We start from the raw sequence: 16936 nt of genomic DNA, 5'->3' as shown, positions 1-16936 counted from the left end.
GGGGCGCCGCCGTCGGTGTCCTCCCGCGGGCTCAGCGCGCGAGCTGCGCCTCCGCGGCGGCGAGGAGCACGCACGTCGCGACACCGTCCATCGCCTCGCGCAGCTCCTCGACGGGCGGGAAGCTCGGCGCGAGCCGGATGTTGCGGTCGCGCGGGTCGTCGCCGTGCGGGTAGGCCGACCCGGCCGGCGTCAGCGCGATCCCGGCCTCCTTGGCGAGGGCGACGACGCGGCGCGCCGTGCCGTCGACGACGTCGAGGTCGACGAAGTACCCACCCAGCGGGCGGCTCCAGGTCGCGACGCCCTGCCCGCCGAGGCGTGAGTCGAGGATCTCCTGGACCGCCCCGAACTTGGGCGCCAGGATGTCGCGGTGCCGGCGCATGAGCGCACGGACGCCTTCGGCGTCCTCGAGGAAGCGCACGTGCCGGAGCTGGTTGAGCTTGTCCGGCCCGATCGACCCGTACGCCAGGTGCTCGAGGTACCACGCGACGGTCCCCGCCGACCCGGCGAGGAACGCCACGCCCGCGCCCGCGAAGGTGATCTTCGACGTCGACGCGAAGACGACGAACCGGTCCGGGTGACCGCTGCCCGCGGCCAGCCCGAGGATGTCGACCGCCTTGGCCTCGTCCTCGGTCAGGTGATGCACCGCGTACGCGTTGTCCCACATCACGGTGAAGTCGGGCGCCGCGGCGGGCATGGCCGCGAGCCGGGCCGCGACCTCGAGGGTCGTCGTGTCGCCCGTCGGGTTGGCGTACGTCGGGACGAGCCACATGCCCTTGACGGTCGGGTCGGTGGCGACGAGCCGCTCGATCGCCTCGACGTCGGGCCCGGTCTCGGTCATGTCGACCGTGACCATCTCGATCCCGAGCGCCTCGAGCATCGCGAAGTGCCGGTCGTAGCCCGGCACCGGGCACACGAACCGGACGACCTCCTCGCGAGCCCACGGGCGCGGCGACGCGGTGCGCCCGTGGAGCAGCGCGTACGTGAGGACGTCGCGCATCATCGTGAGGCTCGACGCCCCGCCCGCGACGAGCTGCGCCGCCGGGATCCCGAGCAGCTCCGACCAGATCGCCCGCAGCTCCGGCAGGCCCGCGAGCCCGCCGTAGTTGCGGCAGTCGGTCCCGTCGGCGGCACGGAAGTCGTCCTCGCCGGGCAGGCCGAGCAGCGCGTTCGAGAGGTCGAGCTGCTCGGCCGACGGCTTGCCACGCGTGAGGTCGAGCTTCAGCCCGCGGGCCCGCAGGTCCGCGTACTGCGCCGCGAGGCGCTCGTGGAGCTCGGTGAGCGCCACGGGGTCGAGGGAGTCGAGCGTGGTCATGCGTCCATCCTGTCTCGGGCTCGGTCGGTCTCGCGCCAGGGCGCGCGTCAGGCGATCCCCGCGGCGCGCTCGGCCGCGGCGACGACGTTGCTGAGGAGCATCGCGCGCGTCATGGGCCCGACGCCGCCCGGGTTGGGCGAGAGCCAGCCCGCGACCTCGGCGACCCCGGGGTCGATGTCCCCCGCGAGCTTCGCCTTGCCCGACGGCGCGGTGCCGACACGGGTCACGCCGACGTCGAGCACGGCCGCGCCCGGCTTGACCCAGTCGGGCTTGACCAGGTGCGGCACGCCGACGGCGGCCACGACGACGTCCGCGCGGCGCACCTCGGCCGCGAGGTCGCGCGTGCGCGAGTGCGTCAGCGTCACGGTCGCGTCGACGCCCTTGCGCGTGAGGAGCAGCCCCAGCGGGCGGCCGACCGTGAGGCCGCGCCCGATCACGACGACGTGCTTGCCGGCGACCGGGACGTCGTTGCGACGCAGCAGCTCGAGGCAGCCGGCGGGCGTGCACGGAAGGGACGTCGTGATCTCCCCGTCCACGCCGAGCACGAGCTCGCCGAGGTTCGCCGGGTGCAGGCCGTCGACGTCCTTCGCGGGGTCGACCGCGACGAGCGCCGCGTGCTCGTCCATGCCCGCGGGCAGCGGGAGCTGGACGAGGTACCCGGTCACCGCGGGGTCCGCGTTGAGGCGCTGGATGGTCGCGTGGACCTCGCCCTCGCTGACGTCCGCGGGCAGGTCGACGCGGATCGACTCGATCCCGATCTCGGCCGAGTCGCGGTGCTTGCCGCCGACGTAGCTGAGCGAGCCCGGGTCCTCCCCCACCAGGAGCGTGCCCAGGCCGGGGACGACGCCGCGCTCGCGCAGCGCCGCGACCCGCACCCGCAGCTCGTCCTTGATGGCCGACGCGGTCGCGGTGCCGTCGAGCCGCTGCGCGGTCACTGGTGCAGCCCGGGGTAGAGCGGGAACTGCGCGGTGAGCGCGTCGACGCGCTTCTTCAGGCCCTCGACGTCGGACGACGCGCCGTCGCGCAGCGCGGCCGCGATGATGTCGGCGACCTCGGTGAACTCGGCGTCGCCGAACCCGCGGGTCGCGAGCGCCGGCGTGCCGATGCGCAGGCCCGAGGTGACGCGCGGGGGGCGCGGGTCGAACGGCACGGCGTTGCGGTTCACGGTGATGCCGACGTCGTGCAGGAGGTCCTCGGCCTGCTGGCCGTCGAGCGCGCTGTGGCGCAGGTCGACGAGCACGAGGTGCACGTCCGTGCCGCCGGTCAGGACGGACACGCCCCGGTCGGCGACGTCGGCCGCGCCGAGCCGCTCGGCGATGATCTGCGCGCCGCGGAGCGTGCGCTCCTGGCGGTCCTTGAAGCCCTCGCTCGCGGCGACCTTGAAGGACACGGCCTTCGCGGCGACCACGTGCATGAGCGGGCCGCCCTGCTGGCCCGGGAAGACGGCCGAGTCGATCTTCTTGGCGAAGGTCTCCTTGGACAGGATGAAGCCCGAGCGCGGGCCGCCGATCGTCTTGTGCACGGTCGAGGAGACGACGTCGGCGTAGGGCACGGGGCTCGGGTGCAGCCCGGCGGCCACGAGGCCGGCGAAGTGCGCCATGTCGACCCACAGCTTGGCGCCGACCTCGTCGGCGATCTCGCGGAACGCGGCGAAGTCGAGGTGGCGCGGGTAGGCGGACCAGCCGCCGATGATGACGTCGGGACGGTGCTCGAGCGCGGCCTTGCGGACCTGGTCCATCTCGATGCGGTAGCTCTGCGGGTCCACGCCGTAGGCGGCGACGTCGTAGAGGCGGCCGGAGAAGTTGATCTTCATGCCGTGCGTGAGGTGGCCGCCGTGCGCGAGCTCGAGGCCGAGGATCTTGTCGCCCGCGTTGATGAGCGCGTGCAGGACGGCCGCGTTGGCCGTGGCGCCCGAGTGCGGCTGGACGTTGGCGTGCTCGGCGCCGAAGAGGGACTTGGCGCGGGCGATCGCGAGGTTCTCCGCGATGTCGACCTGCTCGCAGCCGCCGTAGTAGCGGCGGCCGGGGTATCCCTCGGCGTACTTGTTCGTGAGGACGGAGCCCTGCGCCTGCAGGACCGCGCGGGGCACGAAGTTCTCGGACGCGATCATCTCGAGGGTGTCGCGCTGGCGGGCGAGCTCGCCGTCGAGGACCGCCGCGATCTCGGGGTCGAGCTCGGCGAGGGACTGGTTGAGGACGTCGTTCTGGCTGGGCTGGGCGCTCATGCTTCTCCCTGTCGGGGCCGTGTCCCGCACGACGGGTGCGTGCGGGGACGTTGGTCGGAGACCGGGGCCCAGGCGAACGACCCTGTGTTGCGTCGGTCCGAAAGCATGTCGCTCCCCGGTGGTGATCCACCTGATGCGCCAGTCGCGACGACCACCATGGTAGCCGAACGCCGGCCGCCGACCTCGGCGGGCCGGCCGGAGCAGCCCTCGGTCTACCATGTCCTCGTGCCAGAGCGACGACGCCCAACCGGCAACCAGGCTTCACTACGTGAAGCCAACCGCTCGCGAATCATCGCAGCGGTCAAGCGTCACGGTGCTCTGACCCAGGTCGAGCTGGCCGGTGCGACCGGGCTCTCCCCGGCCACCGTCTCCAACATCGTCAAGGAGCTCAGCACCTCGGGCGTCCTCAGCACGTCACCGAGCACGCGCAGCGGGCGCCGCGCCCAACGGGTCACCCTCGCGCACCAGCTCGGCCTCCTCATCGGGATCCACATCTCCACGCGACACATGCACGTCGCGCTCGCCGACACGCGCTACACGGTCGTGACGGAGCACCGCATGCCGCTCGCCCGTGACCACCGTGCCGACCGGGAGCTCGACAACGCCGCCCTCATGATCACGGACATGATCGAGTCGGTGGAGGTCGAGCGCGACGAGATCCTCGGGATCGGCATCGCCGTCTCGGCGCCGATCGACCGCCGGACCGGCACGGTCGCACGGCACGGCATCATGCGGGGCTGGGACGCCGTGCCGATCGCGGAGAAGATGGCGCTGCGCACGGGCTGCCCCACGTACGTGGAGAACTCGTCCAACCTGGCAGCGCTGGCAGAGCTGCGGCTCGGCGCGGCCCGCGGGAAGTCGGACGTCCTCGTCCTCGAGCTCAGCGACGGCATCGGCGCCGGGATCATCGCCGACGGCCACGTCCTGAGGGGGCATCACGGCACGGCCGGCGAGTTCGGGCACATGATCGTGGACGCCCGGGGGCCGGTCTGCCGCTGCGGGAACCGGGGGTGCCTCGAGGCGGTCGCGGGGATCGAGGCCGTCCTGGACTCGGTCAACGCCGACCTCAAGCGATCGGTCAAGTTCACCGACCTCGTGGTCGCGGCCATGACCGGCGACGCCGCGTCGATCCGGGTGATCGGCGACGCAGGCCGGTCCATCGGGCGCGCGGCAGGCGGCCTCGCGAACCTCCTCGACCCGGAACGGGTCGTCGTCGGCGGCGAGTTCGCGCGCGCCGGCGAGCTCCTTCTCGGTCCCATGCGGCACGCCTTCGAGTCAGCCCTCCTTCGTGACGCCGACGGGACCCCGGACGTCGTCCAGACCCATCTCGACCAGCGGGGACCCGTGCTCGGCGCGCTCGCCCTCGCCGTGGACGCCGTGAACGTCCAGGACCTCGTGCCGCGGAGCGGCGAGCTCGTACCACGTAACGATTGAGCATCTCCCACGCACCCCTTGTCTTCAGGCATTGACCCCAAAGACCCTCGCTGCCATGCTCATTCGAGCCGCCGAAGAGGGCGGATCCCCAAGGGAGGACTCTCAATGAGGACAGTCACGAAGCGGGCCGCGGTCTCGGCGGCGGCCCTGCTGCTGTCGGCCGGAATGCTGACGGCGTGCTCCAACGGGTCGTCGGGCGACAAGTCGGACGACACCGGAGGCACCAGCGGCGCGAACAGCACCGCGAAGATCGGGCTCCTGCTGCCCGACACTGTCACCCCGCGCTACGCCACGGCCGACTACCCGTACTTCAAGGACGAGGTCGCCGCGAAGTGCCCCAAGTGCGAGGTCCTGTACCAGAACGCCGCCGGTAGCGCTGCCACCCAGCAGCAGCAGGCGCAGGCCATGATCACGCAAGGTGTCAAGGTCCTCGTGCTGGATCCGTTCGACGGGGAGGCCGCTGCCGCGATCGTCACGCAGGCCAAGGCCAAGAACATCCCGGTCATCTCCTACGACCGCCTGATCGACTCCGGGGACCTCGCGGCCTACATCTCGTTCGACAACGAGAAGGTCGGCAAGCTCCAGGCGCAGGCCCTGGTCGACCGGATGAAGGAGCTCGGGCTGCCCGACACCGCCGGGATCCTCGAGATCAACGGGTCGCCGACCGACAACAACGCGAGCCAGTTCAAGACGGGCGCCCAGTCCGTGCTCGGCAGCACCAGCTACAAGGTGCTCGGCGAGTACGACACCCCTGGGTGGGACCCGGCCAAGGCGCAGCAGTGGGCCTCGGGCCAGATCTCCAAGGTCGGCGCCAAGAACGTGCAGGGCGTCTACGCGGCCAACGACGACACGGGCGGCGCCGCCATCGCGGCCCTCAAGGCTGCCGGCATCACGAAGCTCCCGCCGGTCACCGGACAGGACGCCTCGCTGGCGGGCATCCAGCGGATCCTTGCGGGCGAGCAGTACATGACCGTCTACAAGGCCTTCAAGCCCGAGGCGTCGAAGGCCGCCGACATGGCGGTCGACCTCGCGAACGGCACGAAGCCCGATCTCCCCGCCACCGTCAAGACGGCGAAGGGTGCGAGCGTCCCGGCCGAGCTCCTCGACCCGGTGGCCGTCACCACCAAGAACATCGCGGACACCGTCGTCAAGGACGGCCTCTACAAGGTCTCGGACATCTGCACCGCCGCCTACAAGGACGCGTGCGACAAGGCCGGCATCAAGTAACGGCCCCGACGCCCGGCGCGCCCCACGTTTCGAAGGAGAACCGGGTGACGATCACCGAACCAGACCAGAAGCCACGGACCCCCGCGACCGAGCCGGTGATGTCCTTGCGCGGGATCACCAAGAGATTCGGCGCCGTGCAGGCGCTGTCGGGGGTCGACCTCGACGTCTATCCCGGCGAGGTCGTCGCCATCGTCGGCGACAACGGCGCCGGCAAGTCGACGCTCGTCAAGGTCCTCTCCGGCGTCCATTCCCAGGACGAAGGCAGCATCACGTTCGAGGACGAGGACGTCACCATCCCCGACCCCGCGGCTGCTCGCCAGATGGGGATCTCGTCGGTCTTCCAGGACCTCGCGCTGTGCGACAACCTCGACGTCGTCGCCAACCTCTTCCTCGGCCGCGAGGTCACCGCGGGTCGCGTCATGAACGAGGAAGAGATGGAGCGGCGCTCCTGGGAGCTGCTCCGCCAGCTCTCGGCACGCATCCCCTCCGTCCGGATCCCGATCGCGTCGTTGTCCGGCGGCCAGCGCCAGACCGTCGCGATCGCACGCTCCCTCATCGGCGACCCCAAGGTCGTGATCCTCGACGAGCCGACCGCCGCCCTCGGCGTGGCCCAGACGGCAGAGGTGCTCAACCTCATCGAGCGCCTGCGCGAGCGAGGCCACGGCGTCATCCTCATCAGCCACAACCTCGCCGACGTGCAGGCGGTCGCCGACCGGGTCGTCGTCCTGCGCCTCGGGCGCAACAACGGCACGTTCAACATCCGTGACGTGAGCTACGAGGAGATCATCGCTGCTATCACGGGGGCCTCGGACAACGCCGTCACCCGTCGTGCCGCCGCAGCCCGCCCCAGCGAGGAGAACCCCGCATGACCAGCCCGTCGACCCAGAGCCCCGACACCGCCGCACCTGCTGCCCGCGCCGCCGCGGACCTCGAGGACGAGCGCCTGCTGCGGGGCCGTGGGCTGTCCGGCGCGATCGGCGCCTTCGGACACCGCGTCCGCAGCGGCGACCTCGGGTCCCTGCCCGTCGTCATCGGCCTGGTGATCATCTGGGCTGCTTTCGGCGTCACGACCCACGGCGACTTCTTCGACGCCCAGAACCTGGTCAACCTCGCCGTCCAGTGCGCCGGACCCGGCCTCATCGCGGTCGGCATCGTGCTGGTGCTCCTCCTCGGGGAGATCGACCTGTCGATCGGCTCGGTGAGCGGCCTCTCCGCGGCGATCCTCGGCGTCGGGATGGTCAATCACGGCTGGCCGTTCGTCCCGGTCCTGATCCTGTCGCTCGCTGTCGGCGCGGCGATCGGTCTCCTCTACGGGTTCCTTTTCACGCGCTTCGGCGTCCCGAGCTTCGTCATCACGCTGGCGGGCCTGCTCACCTTCCTGGGCGTCCAGCTCGCGCTCCTCAACACGAGCGGATCCATCAACCTGCCGGCCGACTCGTTCATCGTGAAGTTCTCCCTCTTCGACTACCTGCTGCCGTGGCAGGCGTACCTGCTCGCCGTCGTCGGCGCAGGCGGGCTCTTCCTGTCGGACTTGTTCAAGAACAGGCGACGTCTGCGGGCGGGTCTCTCCGGCCGATCGATCGCGGCCTCGGCGATCAAGTGCGCGGCGCTGCTCGTCCTCCTCCTCGCCGTCGCGTACTACCTCGCGACCGACCGGGGCACCGGCGTCTCGTTCGTGTTCCTCGTCCTCGTGGTGATCGTGGTGAACTTCTTCATCACCCGCACGCGGTGGGGCCGCTCGATCTACGCGGTCGGCGGGAACGTCGAAGCGGCCCGGCGTGCCGGTATCCGGGTCAACGGCGTCTACCTCACCGTGTTCATGCTCTGCTCGATGTTCGCCGTGCTCGGCGGCCTCGTGTCCGCGGGGAACCTCACCGCCGTGACCCTCTCGGCCGGTACCGGCGACGTCAACCTCAACGCCATCGCGGCAGCCGTCATCGGCGGCACGAGCCTCTTCGGCGGCCGCGGCAGCGCATGGTCGGCGCTGCTCGGTGTCGTGGTCGTGCAGTCGATCGCCAACGGGCTGAACCTCATGAACTTCGCGGGCGACGCCCCCCGGTTCATCGTCACGGGCATCGTGCTGCTCCTCGCCGTCATCGTCGACTCGCTCTCGCGGCGCAGCCGCCAGAGCCACGGCGCCGCGTAGAGCTCGCGCGTCGAGCACCCGCCCGCGCGGGGGTGGCGGAAGGGGCCCGGTGGCATCAGCCACCGGGCCCTTTCGCGTGTGCTCTCCCTCCCTCCCCGCCCCCCCGAGGGTGACGCGTCGTCCGCCGACGGTGACGCGTCGTCCGCCGACGGTGACATCCCGTCCCCGACAGCGACGCCCACCACGCTCGGGCGGAGTGCACCCGCGGACCGGCGTCCCCGTCGGCGGACACGACGTCACCGTCGGCGGACACGACGCCACCGTCAGCGAAGACGACGTCACCGTCGGCGGAGAGGGCGTCCACCGTCGGTGCGACGCGCACCCCCCGCTCGACTGGCTGAGCCCCCGGGGGCGCGGCCCGTCGGACCACGCCGGGGTCCGGACGCACGAAGGGCCGCGGTCCGAAGACCGCGGCCCTTCGCGTGGGCGGCTCCGAGGAGCCTCAGCTCACTTCGTCAGCGGAGCGAGCGTCGGGTCGTTCGCGTAGACCTCGGCAGCGTTCTCCTTGGTCACGATGACCGGGGTCAGCAGGTTGGCCGGGACCACCTTGACGCCGTTGTTGTACGACTTCGTGTCGTTGACCGTCGGCTCGTCGCCCTTCTGGTACGCGTTCACGGCGTCGATGGTCGACTTCACCAGCTCGCGCGTGTCCTTGTAGATCGTGGAGTACTGCACGCCCGCCATGATCGACTTGACCGACTCGACCTCGGAGTCCTGCCCGGTGACGACCGGGGTCGGCTTGCCGGCCTGCTTCACCGAGGTGAGCGCGGCACGGGCCAGCGTGTCGTTCGGGGACAGGATGCCGTGCAGCTCCTTGTTCTTGTAGTTGCCCGCCAGGATCGTGTCCATGCGGTTCTGCGCGTTCTCCGCCTCCCAGCCCTGCGTCGCGGCCTGCTGCTGGGTCTTCTGGCCCGACGGGATGGCGAGCGTGCCGTCGTCGAGCTTGGGCTGCAGGACGTTCATCGCGCCGTCGAAGAAGGGCTTCGAGTTCGCGTCGTCGGGCGACCCGGCGATGAGCTCGATGTTGTACGGGCCCTTGCCCTTGCGCTCGCCGAGGCCCTTGAGGAGCGACTGGCCCTGGAGCTGGCCGACCTTGTAGTTGTCGAACGCCTGGTAGATGTCGACGGCGTCGGTGTTCTCGAGGAGGCGGTCGTAGGCGATGACCTTGATGCCCTGGTCGTGAGCGGCCTTGAGCTGCGTCCCGAGCTGCTTCCCGTCGATGGCGCCGACGACGATGACCTTGGCGCCCTTCTGGATCATGGCCTGGATCTGGTTCTGCTGCTCCGACACGCCGCCGTTCGCGAACTGCACGATGGGCTGGTAGCCGGCCTGGGTGAGCCCGTCCTTGAAGAGGTTCTCGGCGAGGACCCAGTTCTCCGACGTCTTCTGGGGAAGGGCGACGCCGATGACCGCGTCCTTGGCGAAACCGGCGTCTGCCGACTGCGTGCTCGATGCGTCACGGTCGGAGCTGGAGCAGCCCGAGAGCACCAGGGCCCCGGCAGCAGCGGCGGCCAGCGCCACCGATGCGAGCTTCATCTTCATGGGATCCAACTTTCTGTGTCGGGTGCCCTTCATCGGGCACCTGTCGGGACGTTCGGGGAATGGAACGAGTGGGTACGGCAGGGAGGAGCGGCGTTCAGCCCTTGGCCGCGGTCGCGCCGTCGGCGACCGGGACCTCCGCCTGCGGCGTGTCGGCCCCTTCGACCGCGCCCGTCCCGCGGTCCTTGCGGGACGGGAAGATCAGCCCGATGATCGACGGCTTGCCCTGGACCTTGCTGTAGACGTCGAACGCCACAGCGACGAGGAGGACGATGCCCTTGATCACCTGGGTCTTGTCGGAGTCCACGCCGTTGAGCTGGAGGCCGTTGTTGAGCACGGCCATGACCAGACCACCGATGACGGAGCCGAGCACGGTACCGACACCGCCGGAGACCGCGGCACCACCGATGAAGACGGCGGCGATCGCGTCGAGCTCCCAGCCGGTGCCGTCGAAGGGACCGGAGGCTGTCGCCCGGCCGACGAAGATCATGCCGGCGAGCGCGGCGAGGATCGACATGTTCATCATCACGAGGAAGTTGGTCCGTCGGATGTTGACGCCCGAGAGGGCGGCTGCGGCCCGGTTGCCACCGACGGCGTAGACGTGGCGGCCCTGGATCGTGCGCGACGCCACGAAGTGGTAGACGATCACGAGGACCAGCAGGACGACGCCCGGGATCGGGAAGGAGGTCCCGTACCGGCCGCTGCCGAACAGGTAGGTGGCGTAGCCGATCACGGCGAGGCTGATGACGACTCGCGTCACGGCGGTCGTGGTGGACGGCGGGGTCATCCCGAGGCGGATCGCGCCGCGGCGCCGACGCAGCTCCGAGTACACGACCCACACGGCCGCGAGGATGCCGAGAAGCAGCGTGGAGTTGTTGATGCCGGTGTTCGGGCCCCACTCGGGCAGGTAGCCGGCGCCGAGGTCCTGGAGCCCCTTGGGGACGGGGACCGTGTTGGACTGGCCGATCCACTGGTTGAGCCCGCGGAAGATCATCATGCCGGCGAGGGTCGTGATGAAGCCCGGGATCCCCACGAAGGCGACCCAGAACCCTTGCCACGCGCCGATGACGGCACCGACGCCGAGCCCGAGGAGGACGCCGAGCCACCACGGGATGCCCCAGTCCCGGATGGCGATGGCGACGATGATGCCCGTGACCGCGGCGACCGAGCCGACCGACAGGTCGATGTGCCCCGCGATGATCACGAGGACCATCCCGATCGCCAGGATCAGGATGTACGAGTTACCGATGATGAGGTTCTGGACGTTCGTGGACGTCAGGACGTTCCCGCCCGTGCTGAACTGGAAGAAGATGATCAGCGCGAGCAGGGCGATCCCCATGCCGAACTGGCGGATTGACGACATCGCCGTGGGTTTCCTTCATGTCTGCCGGGTGCCGGTCGCGGACCCGGACTGGTGGTCGGTGGGGGCAGGCGTGGGTCGGCGTCAGCGGGAGCCCGCGCCCACACCGGTACCCGTCATGAGCCGCATGAGCTCTTCCTGTGTGGCGTCGGCGCCACGGATCTCACCTGTGACTCGGCCTTCGAACACCGTGTAGATGCGATCGCACAGCCCCATCAGCTCCGGCAGCTCGGAGGAGATCACCACGACGCCCTTGCCGCTGTCGGCCAGGCGCTGGATGAGGCCGTAGATCTCGTACTTGGCGCCCACGTCGATGCCGCGGGTCGGCTCGTCGAGGATGAGGAGCTCCGGGTCGGTGAACATCCACTTGGCCAGCAGGACCTTCTGCTGGTTGCCGCCGGAGAGCTTCGCGACACCGTTCTTGACGCTCGGAGTCTTGACGTTGAGCGACTTGCGGTACTCCTCGGCGGCCAGGTAGGCCTCGTCGTCGCTGATCACCGAGTGCTTCGAGACGCGCGGCAGGTTCGCCGCGATCACCGTCTCCTGGATGGTGTCGAGGAGGTTGAGGCCGAGCGCCTTGCGGTCCTCCGAGACGTAGGCGACCCGGTGCTTGATGGCCGACAGCACGTCGGGCATCGAGATCTGGCGGCCGTCCATCGTGATGGTGCCGGAGAGGTAGCGCCCGTAGCTGCGACCGAAGATCGAGCGCGCGAGCTCGGTGCGGCCGGCGCCCATGATGCCGGCGAAGCCGACGATCTCGCCTCGACGCACGTGGAAGCTGGAGTCCTTGCACACGAGACGCCCGGGCACCTCGGGGTGCTCGACGCGCCAGTCCTCGACCTCGAAGAACGTCTCGCCGATCTTCGGCTCGTGGTCCGGGAACCGGGACGAGAGCGCCCGGCCGACCATGCCGCGGATGATCCGGTCCTCGTTGATCTCCCCCTTGCGCACGTCGAGGGTCTCGACCGTCTGACCGTCGCGGATGATCGTGATCGAGTCAGCGATCTCCTCGATCTCGTTCAGCTTGTGGGAGATCATGATGCTCGTGAGCCCCTTGGCCTTGAGGCCTCGCAGCAGGTCGAGCAGGTGCTCGGAGTCGTCCTCGTTCAGCGCGGCCGTCGGCTCGTCGAGGATGAGGAGCTTGACGTTCTTGGCGAGGGCTCGGGCGATCTCGACGAGCTGCTGCTGACCGACGCCGATGCTCTTGATCAGAGTGTCGGGCGAGGCCCGCAGTCCGACGCGCGCCATGAGCTCGACCGCCTGCTGGCGTGCCTGGTCCCAGCTGATGCCGAGCCGCCCGCGGACCTCGTTCCCGAGGAAGATGTTCTCGGTGATCGACAGCTCAGGGATGAGCGCGAGCTCCTGGTGGATGATGACGATGCCGACCTGCTCGCTGGAGCGGATGTCCTTGAACTCCATCAGGTCGCCCTGGTAGTAGATCTCACCGTCGTAGGTGCCGTGCGGGTAGACGCCCGACAGCACCTTCATGAGGGTCGACTTGCCGGCACCGTTCTCGCCGCAGATCGCGTGGATCTCACCGGCCTGGACCGTCAGCGACACCTTGTCCAGCGCCTTGACACCAGGGAACTCCTTGGTGATGGACCGCATCTCTAGAACAGGGGGGACCCCGACCATCGCTCCTCCTTCTCCACTCTGAACCGGGACGCCGACATCGGACGACGAGCGGGGCCGACGCTAGGCGCCGTCCCAGCTTGACGTCAACTCTCGAACTCAACCTTCGCGGCGGCCGTCAACACGGTTTTGAGGGCCGCCGATTTTGTTCGAAGAATGAACTTGGATGTCCTTCCCGAAGGCCGTTCAGGCACCCTCTTGACACCGTTGTCAGACAGTAGCACCACTGAGAATCCGGGCCAAGAGCCCTGTCGCCGCCCCGGCGCCCGGAGCCCCACCAGGACGGCGGCGCGCCCCCTGCGACCCGATCTCGACGCTCCCGGGGACGCCTGCGTCGCCGGGAACGCCCCAATCGTCTACGGTGCAACGGCCCTCCCGAGGGCGCACGGCGAGAACATCACGGAACCACAACGATTTCGCGGCCGGCGGTCCCGAGGGCGCTCTGTCGTGGCCGACGAGGCGGAGCGGAGCGGTTTGGCCGGCCTCGACCCCGGCACCCTTGACCTCTTGCAAGCTTCTGTGCTGGACTTTGCGGACGCACGCTGACAACGCTGTCACGCACGGCGTCGATCCTGCGTTACCGATGAAGCCGACGACAGACTGGATGGTCATGCCACTTCCCGACCGCACGCCGATCCGACGCAGAGGGCGGCGTACAGGTGCCCTTGTCGCGACGCTCACCGCTGTCGCTCTCGCCTCGCTCGCAGTCCCAGCAGCGGCGGGCTCCGCCGCGTACGGGGCACCCGCACCGAAGAGCTCCGCCACCGAGCCCGAGCCCACGAGCCTCGTCAACCCGTTCATCGGGACCAAGAACGAGGGCTTCGACTTCCCTGCCGTCGGCGAGCCGTTCGGCATGGTGCAGGAAGTCCCCATGGTGCTGAACCGGGCGGGGGCGGGCGGCAACACGTGCGACTCGGACTCCGCGGAGAAGATCTACGGGTTCAGCCACATCACCTTCAACGGCTGCCGCTTCAACTACGCGCCGTTCATGCCGACGACCGGTGCGATCACCTCGACCAACCCGTCGACCTACGCCTCGTCGTTCAACCGTGCCCAGGAGCAGGTCCACCCCGACTCGTACGACGTGCACCTCGACAAGTACGACACGGACGTCGAGCTCGCGTCGACCACGCGCACCGGATGGCAGCGCTACACCTTCCCGCGCACGAGCCAGGCGAACGTCCTGTTCAACACGGGCAAGAACGTCTCCGAGTCCGAGATCCAGATCGTCGGCGACCGGACGATCGAGGGCTGGGTCCGTGGCGAGCAGAAGGCCTACTTCGTGGCCGAGCTCAGCCGACCGTTCACCGCGTACGGCACCTGGAAGAACGGCACCCTCGCGCACGACTCCCGCACGTCCACCAACTCGGGAGACAACGGCGGGTGGGTCAGCTTCGACACGACGAAGGACGACGCTCCTGTCGTCGTGAAGGTCGGCTGGTCGTACACGGGCACCGCCGGCGCACGGAGGAACCTCGACGTCGAGACGGGCAGCCTGGGGTACGACTTCGACGCGGTGCAGGGCGCGCTCCACGACCGCTGGGACACCACGCTGCGCAAGGCCGAGATCAGCGGCGGCACGCACGACCAGCAGGTCGAGTACTACACGGCGCTCTACCACTCGGTGCTGTCGCCCAACGTCGTCGGTGACGTCGACGGGCGCTACATGGGCACCGACGACGCCGTCCACAAGGCCAAGGGCTACACGCAGTACGGCGTGTTCTCGCTGTGGGACACCTACCGCACGCAGAACCAGCTCGTCGAGCTGCTCGACCCGAAGGTCGCGCACGACGCCGACATGTCGCTCGTCGCGATCGCTCGCGACGGCGGTGCGCTCCCCCGCTGGTTCCTCGGCAACAAGGACGGCAACATCATGACCGGTGACCCGGTCACGCCGTTCCTCGTCGAGGGCTGGTCGAAGGGCCTCTTCACGGACGCCGAGGCCAAGGAGGTCTACAAGTACGTCCGGAAGAACGCCACCGAGGTTCCCGGCGACGGCGTCCACAACGGCCGCGCCGCCGTCGACCAGTACGCCAGCCTCGGCTACATCCCCTACGGCCTCCACGTGAGCAAGAGCTGCCCGACCGACGGTTCGGACGCGTCCTGCTGCCCGACCGCGGGGAACGACAACGACTGCTACTACCCGGCGTCGACCCAGCTCGAGTACGCGGCCGCGGACGCCTCCCTGGCGCTCATGGCCCAGGGTCTCGGGCACACGGCGGACGCGAAGATGTTCGCCGCGCGCGGCCAGTCGTACCGCAACATCTTCGACAAGAGCGTCGGGACCTTCCGGCCGCGCACGGCCGACGGCACCTGGGTCGCCCCGTTCGACACCAAGACCGGTGACCACGCCTTCCACGAGAGCGGCCCCTACCAGTACCAGTGGCTCGTGCCGCAGGACCCCGCGGGCCTGGTCTCGATGCTGGGCGGCCGTCAGGCGGCCACGAACCGGCTCGACGAGTTCTTCGCCTACCCCGACCTGCTGACGGACCCGGTGGGGACCGCCAAGGACAAGTGGATCGGCGACCCGTACGGCTACTACGGGTTCACGACCTACCAGCCCGACAACGAGCCCAACCTGCTCGCGCCGTACCTGTACGCGTGGACCGGCCGGCCCGACAAGACGGCGACCGTGGTCCGCGCCCAGCAGACGCTCTTCACCAACAGCCCGACGGGGATGACCGGCAACGACGACATGGGTGAGATGTCCGCCTGGTACGTCATGTCCGCGCTCGGCCTGTACCCCACCATGAGCGGCTCGAACACGTACGTCGTCACGACGCCGCTCTTCCCGAAGGCCACGCTGCGGATCGGCTCGTACGGGAAGACCCAGGGCGGCACGCTGAAGATCTCGGCGCCCGGCGCGAGCATGAGCAAGCGCTACATCGCCACGGCCTCGGTCAACGGCAAGGACCGGGACAAGTCCTGGGTGAGCCAGGCCGACATCGCCCACGGAGGCACGATCAAGTACGCCCTGAGCACCTCGCCCACGAGTTGGGCGAGGTCCGCGAAGTCGGCGCCGCCGTCGGTGAACAAGGCCGTCGACGTCGAGCCGCAGCTCGGCGCGAGCGTCGCAGCCGACACCGCGGTGGTGACGCCGACGGCGAAGCGCGCGTCCACGCAGGACGTCGACGTGACGGTGCTGGCGACGGCCGAGGGCAACGCGACGGTCAAGGTGAGCGCCGCCGCGCCCCGGGGGTGGAAGGTGTCGCCGAGGACGAAGTCGGTGAAGGTGTCGTCGAACGGGCTGCCGACCCAGGCCAAGGTCTCGCTCGCGGTCACCGCACCGGCGGGCACGGCTGCCGGGACGTACGACGTGACGGTCACCGCCCGGACGGCGGGAGCGTCGGCCGTCCGGCACGTCGTCCACGTCAAGGCCCAGCCGGCCGGCGCGTGCGCGACGCAGACCGACACGTCGTGCGCCGTCGACCTCTCCGCCGCGTACGACCGCGACGGCGTGGCGACCGCGGACGCTCCGACGCAGGGGAACATCGACGGCCTGGGCTACAGCTACGCCGCCGACCAGCTGCCGGCTGCCGGCCCCACGACGATCGGGGGCGTCACCTACCAGGCGCCGTCCACCGCAGGGACCGACAAGAACCTCGTCGAGGCCGACGGCCAGACCATCGCGCTCCCCCAGGGCAGCTACGGCGCGCTCCAGGTCCTCGGCGCGGCCGTCAACGGCGGGACCGGGATCCTCGGCGGCACCGCCGTGGCGACCTACACCGACGGCACGACCGCGTCCGTTCCGCTCCAGTTCACGGACTGGGGAAAGCGTGACCTCGAGTTCGGGAACACGGCGGCGATCACGATGCCCTACCGGATGTCGACCACCGGGAAGAACAACACCCAGGTGTCGATCTACCGGGCGACGGTGGCGCTGGACGCGAGCAAGACGGTCCGGTCTCTCACGCTCCCGCGGTCGTCGGTGCCCGAGTGGACCGCGCCCGGCCTCGTGGGGACGGCCTGGGACCACGACAGCGGCATGGAGATCTACGCCATGACGCTCCAGGGAACGCCGGGCACGCACTGACAGCGACGGGGGCCCCCGCCTGCCGGGCG

11 protein-coding genes and 1 riboswitch are annotated in these 16936 nt (G+C 69.8%); of the genes, 5 read left to right on the top strand and 6 right to left on the bottom strand.

Annotation, left to right across the window (positions count from 1 at the left end):
* Window positions 1-31: 31 nt before the first annotated feature.
* From ACFT5B_RS18235 to glyA, 3 genes are read right to left on the bottom strand one after another with little or no spacing between them, the layout of a single operon-like run.
* Window positions 32-1312 (bottom strand): aminotransferase class I/II-fold pyridoxal phosphate-dependent enzyme, encoded by a 1281-nt coding sequence (locus ACFT5B_RS18235; RefSeq protein WP_386800596.1) that lies wholly within the window; start codon window positions 1310-1312, stop codon window positions 32-34.
* Window positions 1313-1359: 47 nt separating this feature from the next.
* Window positions 1360-2247: a bifunctional methylenetetrahydrofolate dehydrogenase/methenyltetrahydrofolate cyclohydrolase gene (locus tag ACFT5B_RS18230; RefSeq protein ID WP_386800595.1), complete on the bottom strand. Its 888-nt coding sequence runs from the start codon at window positions 2245-2247 to the stop codon at window positions 1360-1362.
* Complete coding sequence (gene glyA, locus ACFT5B_RS18225) at window positions 2244-3536, bottom strand: serine hydroxymethyltransferase (RefSeq protein WP_386800594.1); 1293 nt, start codon at window positions 3534-3536, stop codon at window positions 2244-2246. Before glyA ends, ACFT5B_RS18230 begins: the two co-directional genes overlap by 4 nt.
* 59 nt (window positions 3537-3595) lie before the next feature.
* Window positions 3596-3692, bottom strand: a riboswitch (ZMP/ZTP riboswitch).
* A 69-nt stretch (window positions 3693-3761) separates the two neighbouring features.
* Here glyA and ACFT5B_RS18220 point away from each other — a divergent pair.
* The 4 genes from ACFT5B_RS18220 (at window position 3762) to ACFT5B_RS18205 (ending at window position 8343) form a co-directional block, all read left to right on the top strand.
* Window positions 3762-4970: an ROK family transcriptional regulator gene (locus ACFT5B_RS18220; RefSeq protein ID WP_386800593.1), complete on the top strand. Its 1209-nt coding sequence runs from the start codon at window positions 3762-3764 to the stop codon at window positions 4968-4970.
* 105 nt (window positions 4971-5075) lie between these two features.
* Window positions 5076-6197 carry a substrate-binding domain-containing protein gene (locus tag ACFT5B_RS18215; RefSeq protein WP_386800592.1) on the top strand — a complete coding sequence of 374 codons (1122 nt, stop codon included), beginning with the start codon at window positions 5076-5078 and terminating at the stop codon, window positions 6195-6197.
* A gap of 98 nt (window positions 6198-6295) precedes the next feature.
* Window positions 6296-7066: an ATP-binding cassette domain-containing protein gene (locus ACFT5B_RS18210; RefSeq protein WP_386800602.1), complete on the top strand. Its 771-nt coding sequence runs from the start codon at window positions 6296-6298 to the stop codon at window positions 7064-7066.
* The gene (locus ACFT5B_RS18205; protein ID WP_386800591.1) at window positions 7063-8343 is read left to right on the top strand and encodes a sugar ABC transporter permease; all 1281 of its coding nucleotides are present in this window, start codon (window positions 7063-7065) and stop codon (window positions 8341-8343) included. The genes ACFT5B_RS18210 and ACFT5B_RS18205 overlap by 4 nt, the downstream gene beginning before the upstream one ends.
* A gap of 447 nt (window positions 8344-8790) precedes the next feature.
* Here the strand turns inward: ACFT5B_RS18205 and ACFT5B_RS18200 are convergent, their stop codons facing one another.
* The 3 genes from ACFT5B_RS18200 to mmsA all read right to left on the bottom strand — a co-directional run bounded on the left by ACFT5B_RS18200 (window position 8791) and on the right by mmsA (window position 12877).
* Window positions 8791-9879 carry a substrate-binding domain-containing protein gene (locus tag ACFT5B_RS18200; protein ID WP_386800601.1) on the bottom strand — a complete coding sequence of 363 codons (1089 nt, stop codon included), beginning with the start codon at window positions 9877-9879 and terminating at the stop codon, window positions 8791-8793.
* Window positions 9880-9979: 100 nt separating this feature from the next.
* On the bottom strand, window positions 9980-11245 hold the full coding sequence (mmsB, locus tag ACFT5B_RS18195; protein ID WP_386800590.1) for a multiple monosaccharide ABC transporter permease: 1266 nt from the start codon (window positions 11243-11245) through the stop codon (window positions 9980-9982).
* Window positions 11246-11326: 81 nt separating this feature from the next.
* Entirely contained in the window at window positions 11327-12877 is a 1551-nt protein-coding gene (mmsA, locus tag ACFT5B_RS18190; protein WP_386800589.1) for a multiple monosaccharide ABC transporter ATP-binding protein, read from the bottom strand.
* Between the two features lie 607 nt (window positions 12878-13484).
* Here mmsA and ACFT5B_RS18185 point away from each other — a divergent pair.
* Window positions 13485-16907 (top strand): GH92 family glycosyl hydrolase, encoded by a 3423-nt coding sequence (locus ACFT5B_RS18185; protein WP_386800588.1) that lies wholly within the window; start codon window positions 13485-13487, stop codon window positions 16905-16907.
* The last annotated feature ends 29 nt before the right edge of the window (window positions 16908-16936 follow it).

It is taken from the genome of Luteimicrobium sp. NPDC057192 (genome assembly GCF_042670205.1).
Classification (GTDB): Bacteria; Actinomycetota; Actinomycetes; order Actinomycetales; family Cellulomonadaceae; genus Luteimicrobium.
Note: the sequence above shows the minus strand (reverse complement) of the source record. Positions and strands in the feature narration are given on the sequence as shown.

What these genes read in the sequence shown, in the direction of transcription:
- ACFT5B_RS18205 (WP_386800591.1), top strand. Translation starts at nt 7,063, where the DNA reads ATGACCAGCCCGTCGACCCAGAGCCCCGACACCGCCGCACCTGCTGCC.
- mmsB (WP_386800590.1), bottom strand. Translation starts at nt 11,245, where the DNA reads ATGTCGTCAATCCGCCAGTTCGGCATGGGGATCGCCCTGCTCGCGCTG.
- mmsA (WP_386800589.1), bottom strand. Translation starts at nt 12,877, where the DNA reads ATGGTCGGGGTCCCCCCTGTTCTAGAGATGCGGTCCATCACCAAGGAG.
- ACFT5B_RS18235 (WP_386800596.1), bottom strand. Translation starts at nt 1,312, where the DNA reads ATGACCACGCTCGACTCCCTCGACCCCGTGGCGCTCACCGAGCTCCAC.
- ACFT5B_RS18215 (WP_386800592.1), top strand. Translation starts at nt 5,076, where the DNA reads ATGAGGACAGTCACGAAGCGGGCCGCGGTCTCGGCGGCGGCCCTGCTG.
- glyA (WP_386800594.1), bottom strand. Translation starts at nt 3,536, where the DNA reads ATGAGCGCCCAGCCCAGCCAGAACGACGTCCTCAACCAGTCCCTCGCC.
- ACFT5B_RS18210 (WP_386800602.1), top strand. Translation starts at nt 6,296, where the DNA reads ATGTCCTTGCGCGGGATCACCAAGAGATTCGGCGCCGTGCAGGCGCTG.
- ACFT5B_RS18185 (WP_386800588.1), top strand. Translation starts at nt 13,485, where the DNA reads ATGCCACTTCCCGACCGCACGCCGATCCGACGCAGAGGGCGGCGTACA.
- ACFT5B_RS18200 (WP_386800601.1), bottom strand. Translation starts at nt 9,879, where the DNA reads ATGAAGCTCGCATCGGTGGCGCTGGCCGCCGCTGCTGCCGGGGCCCTG.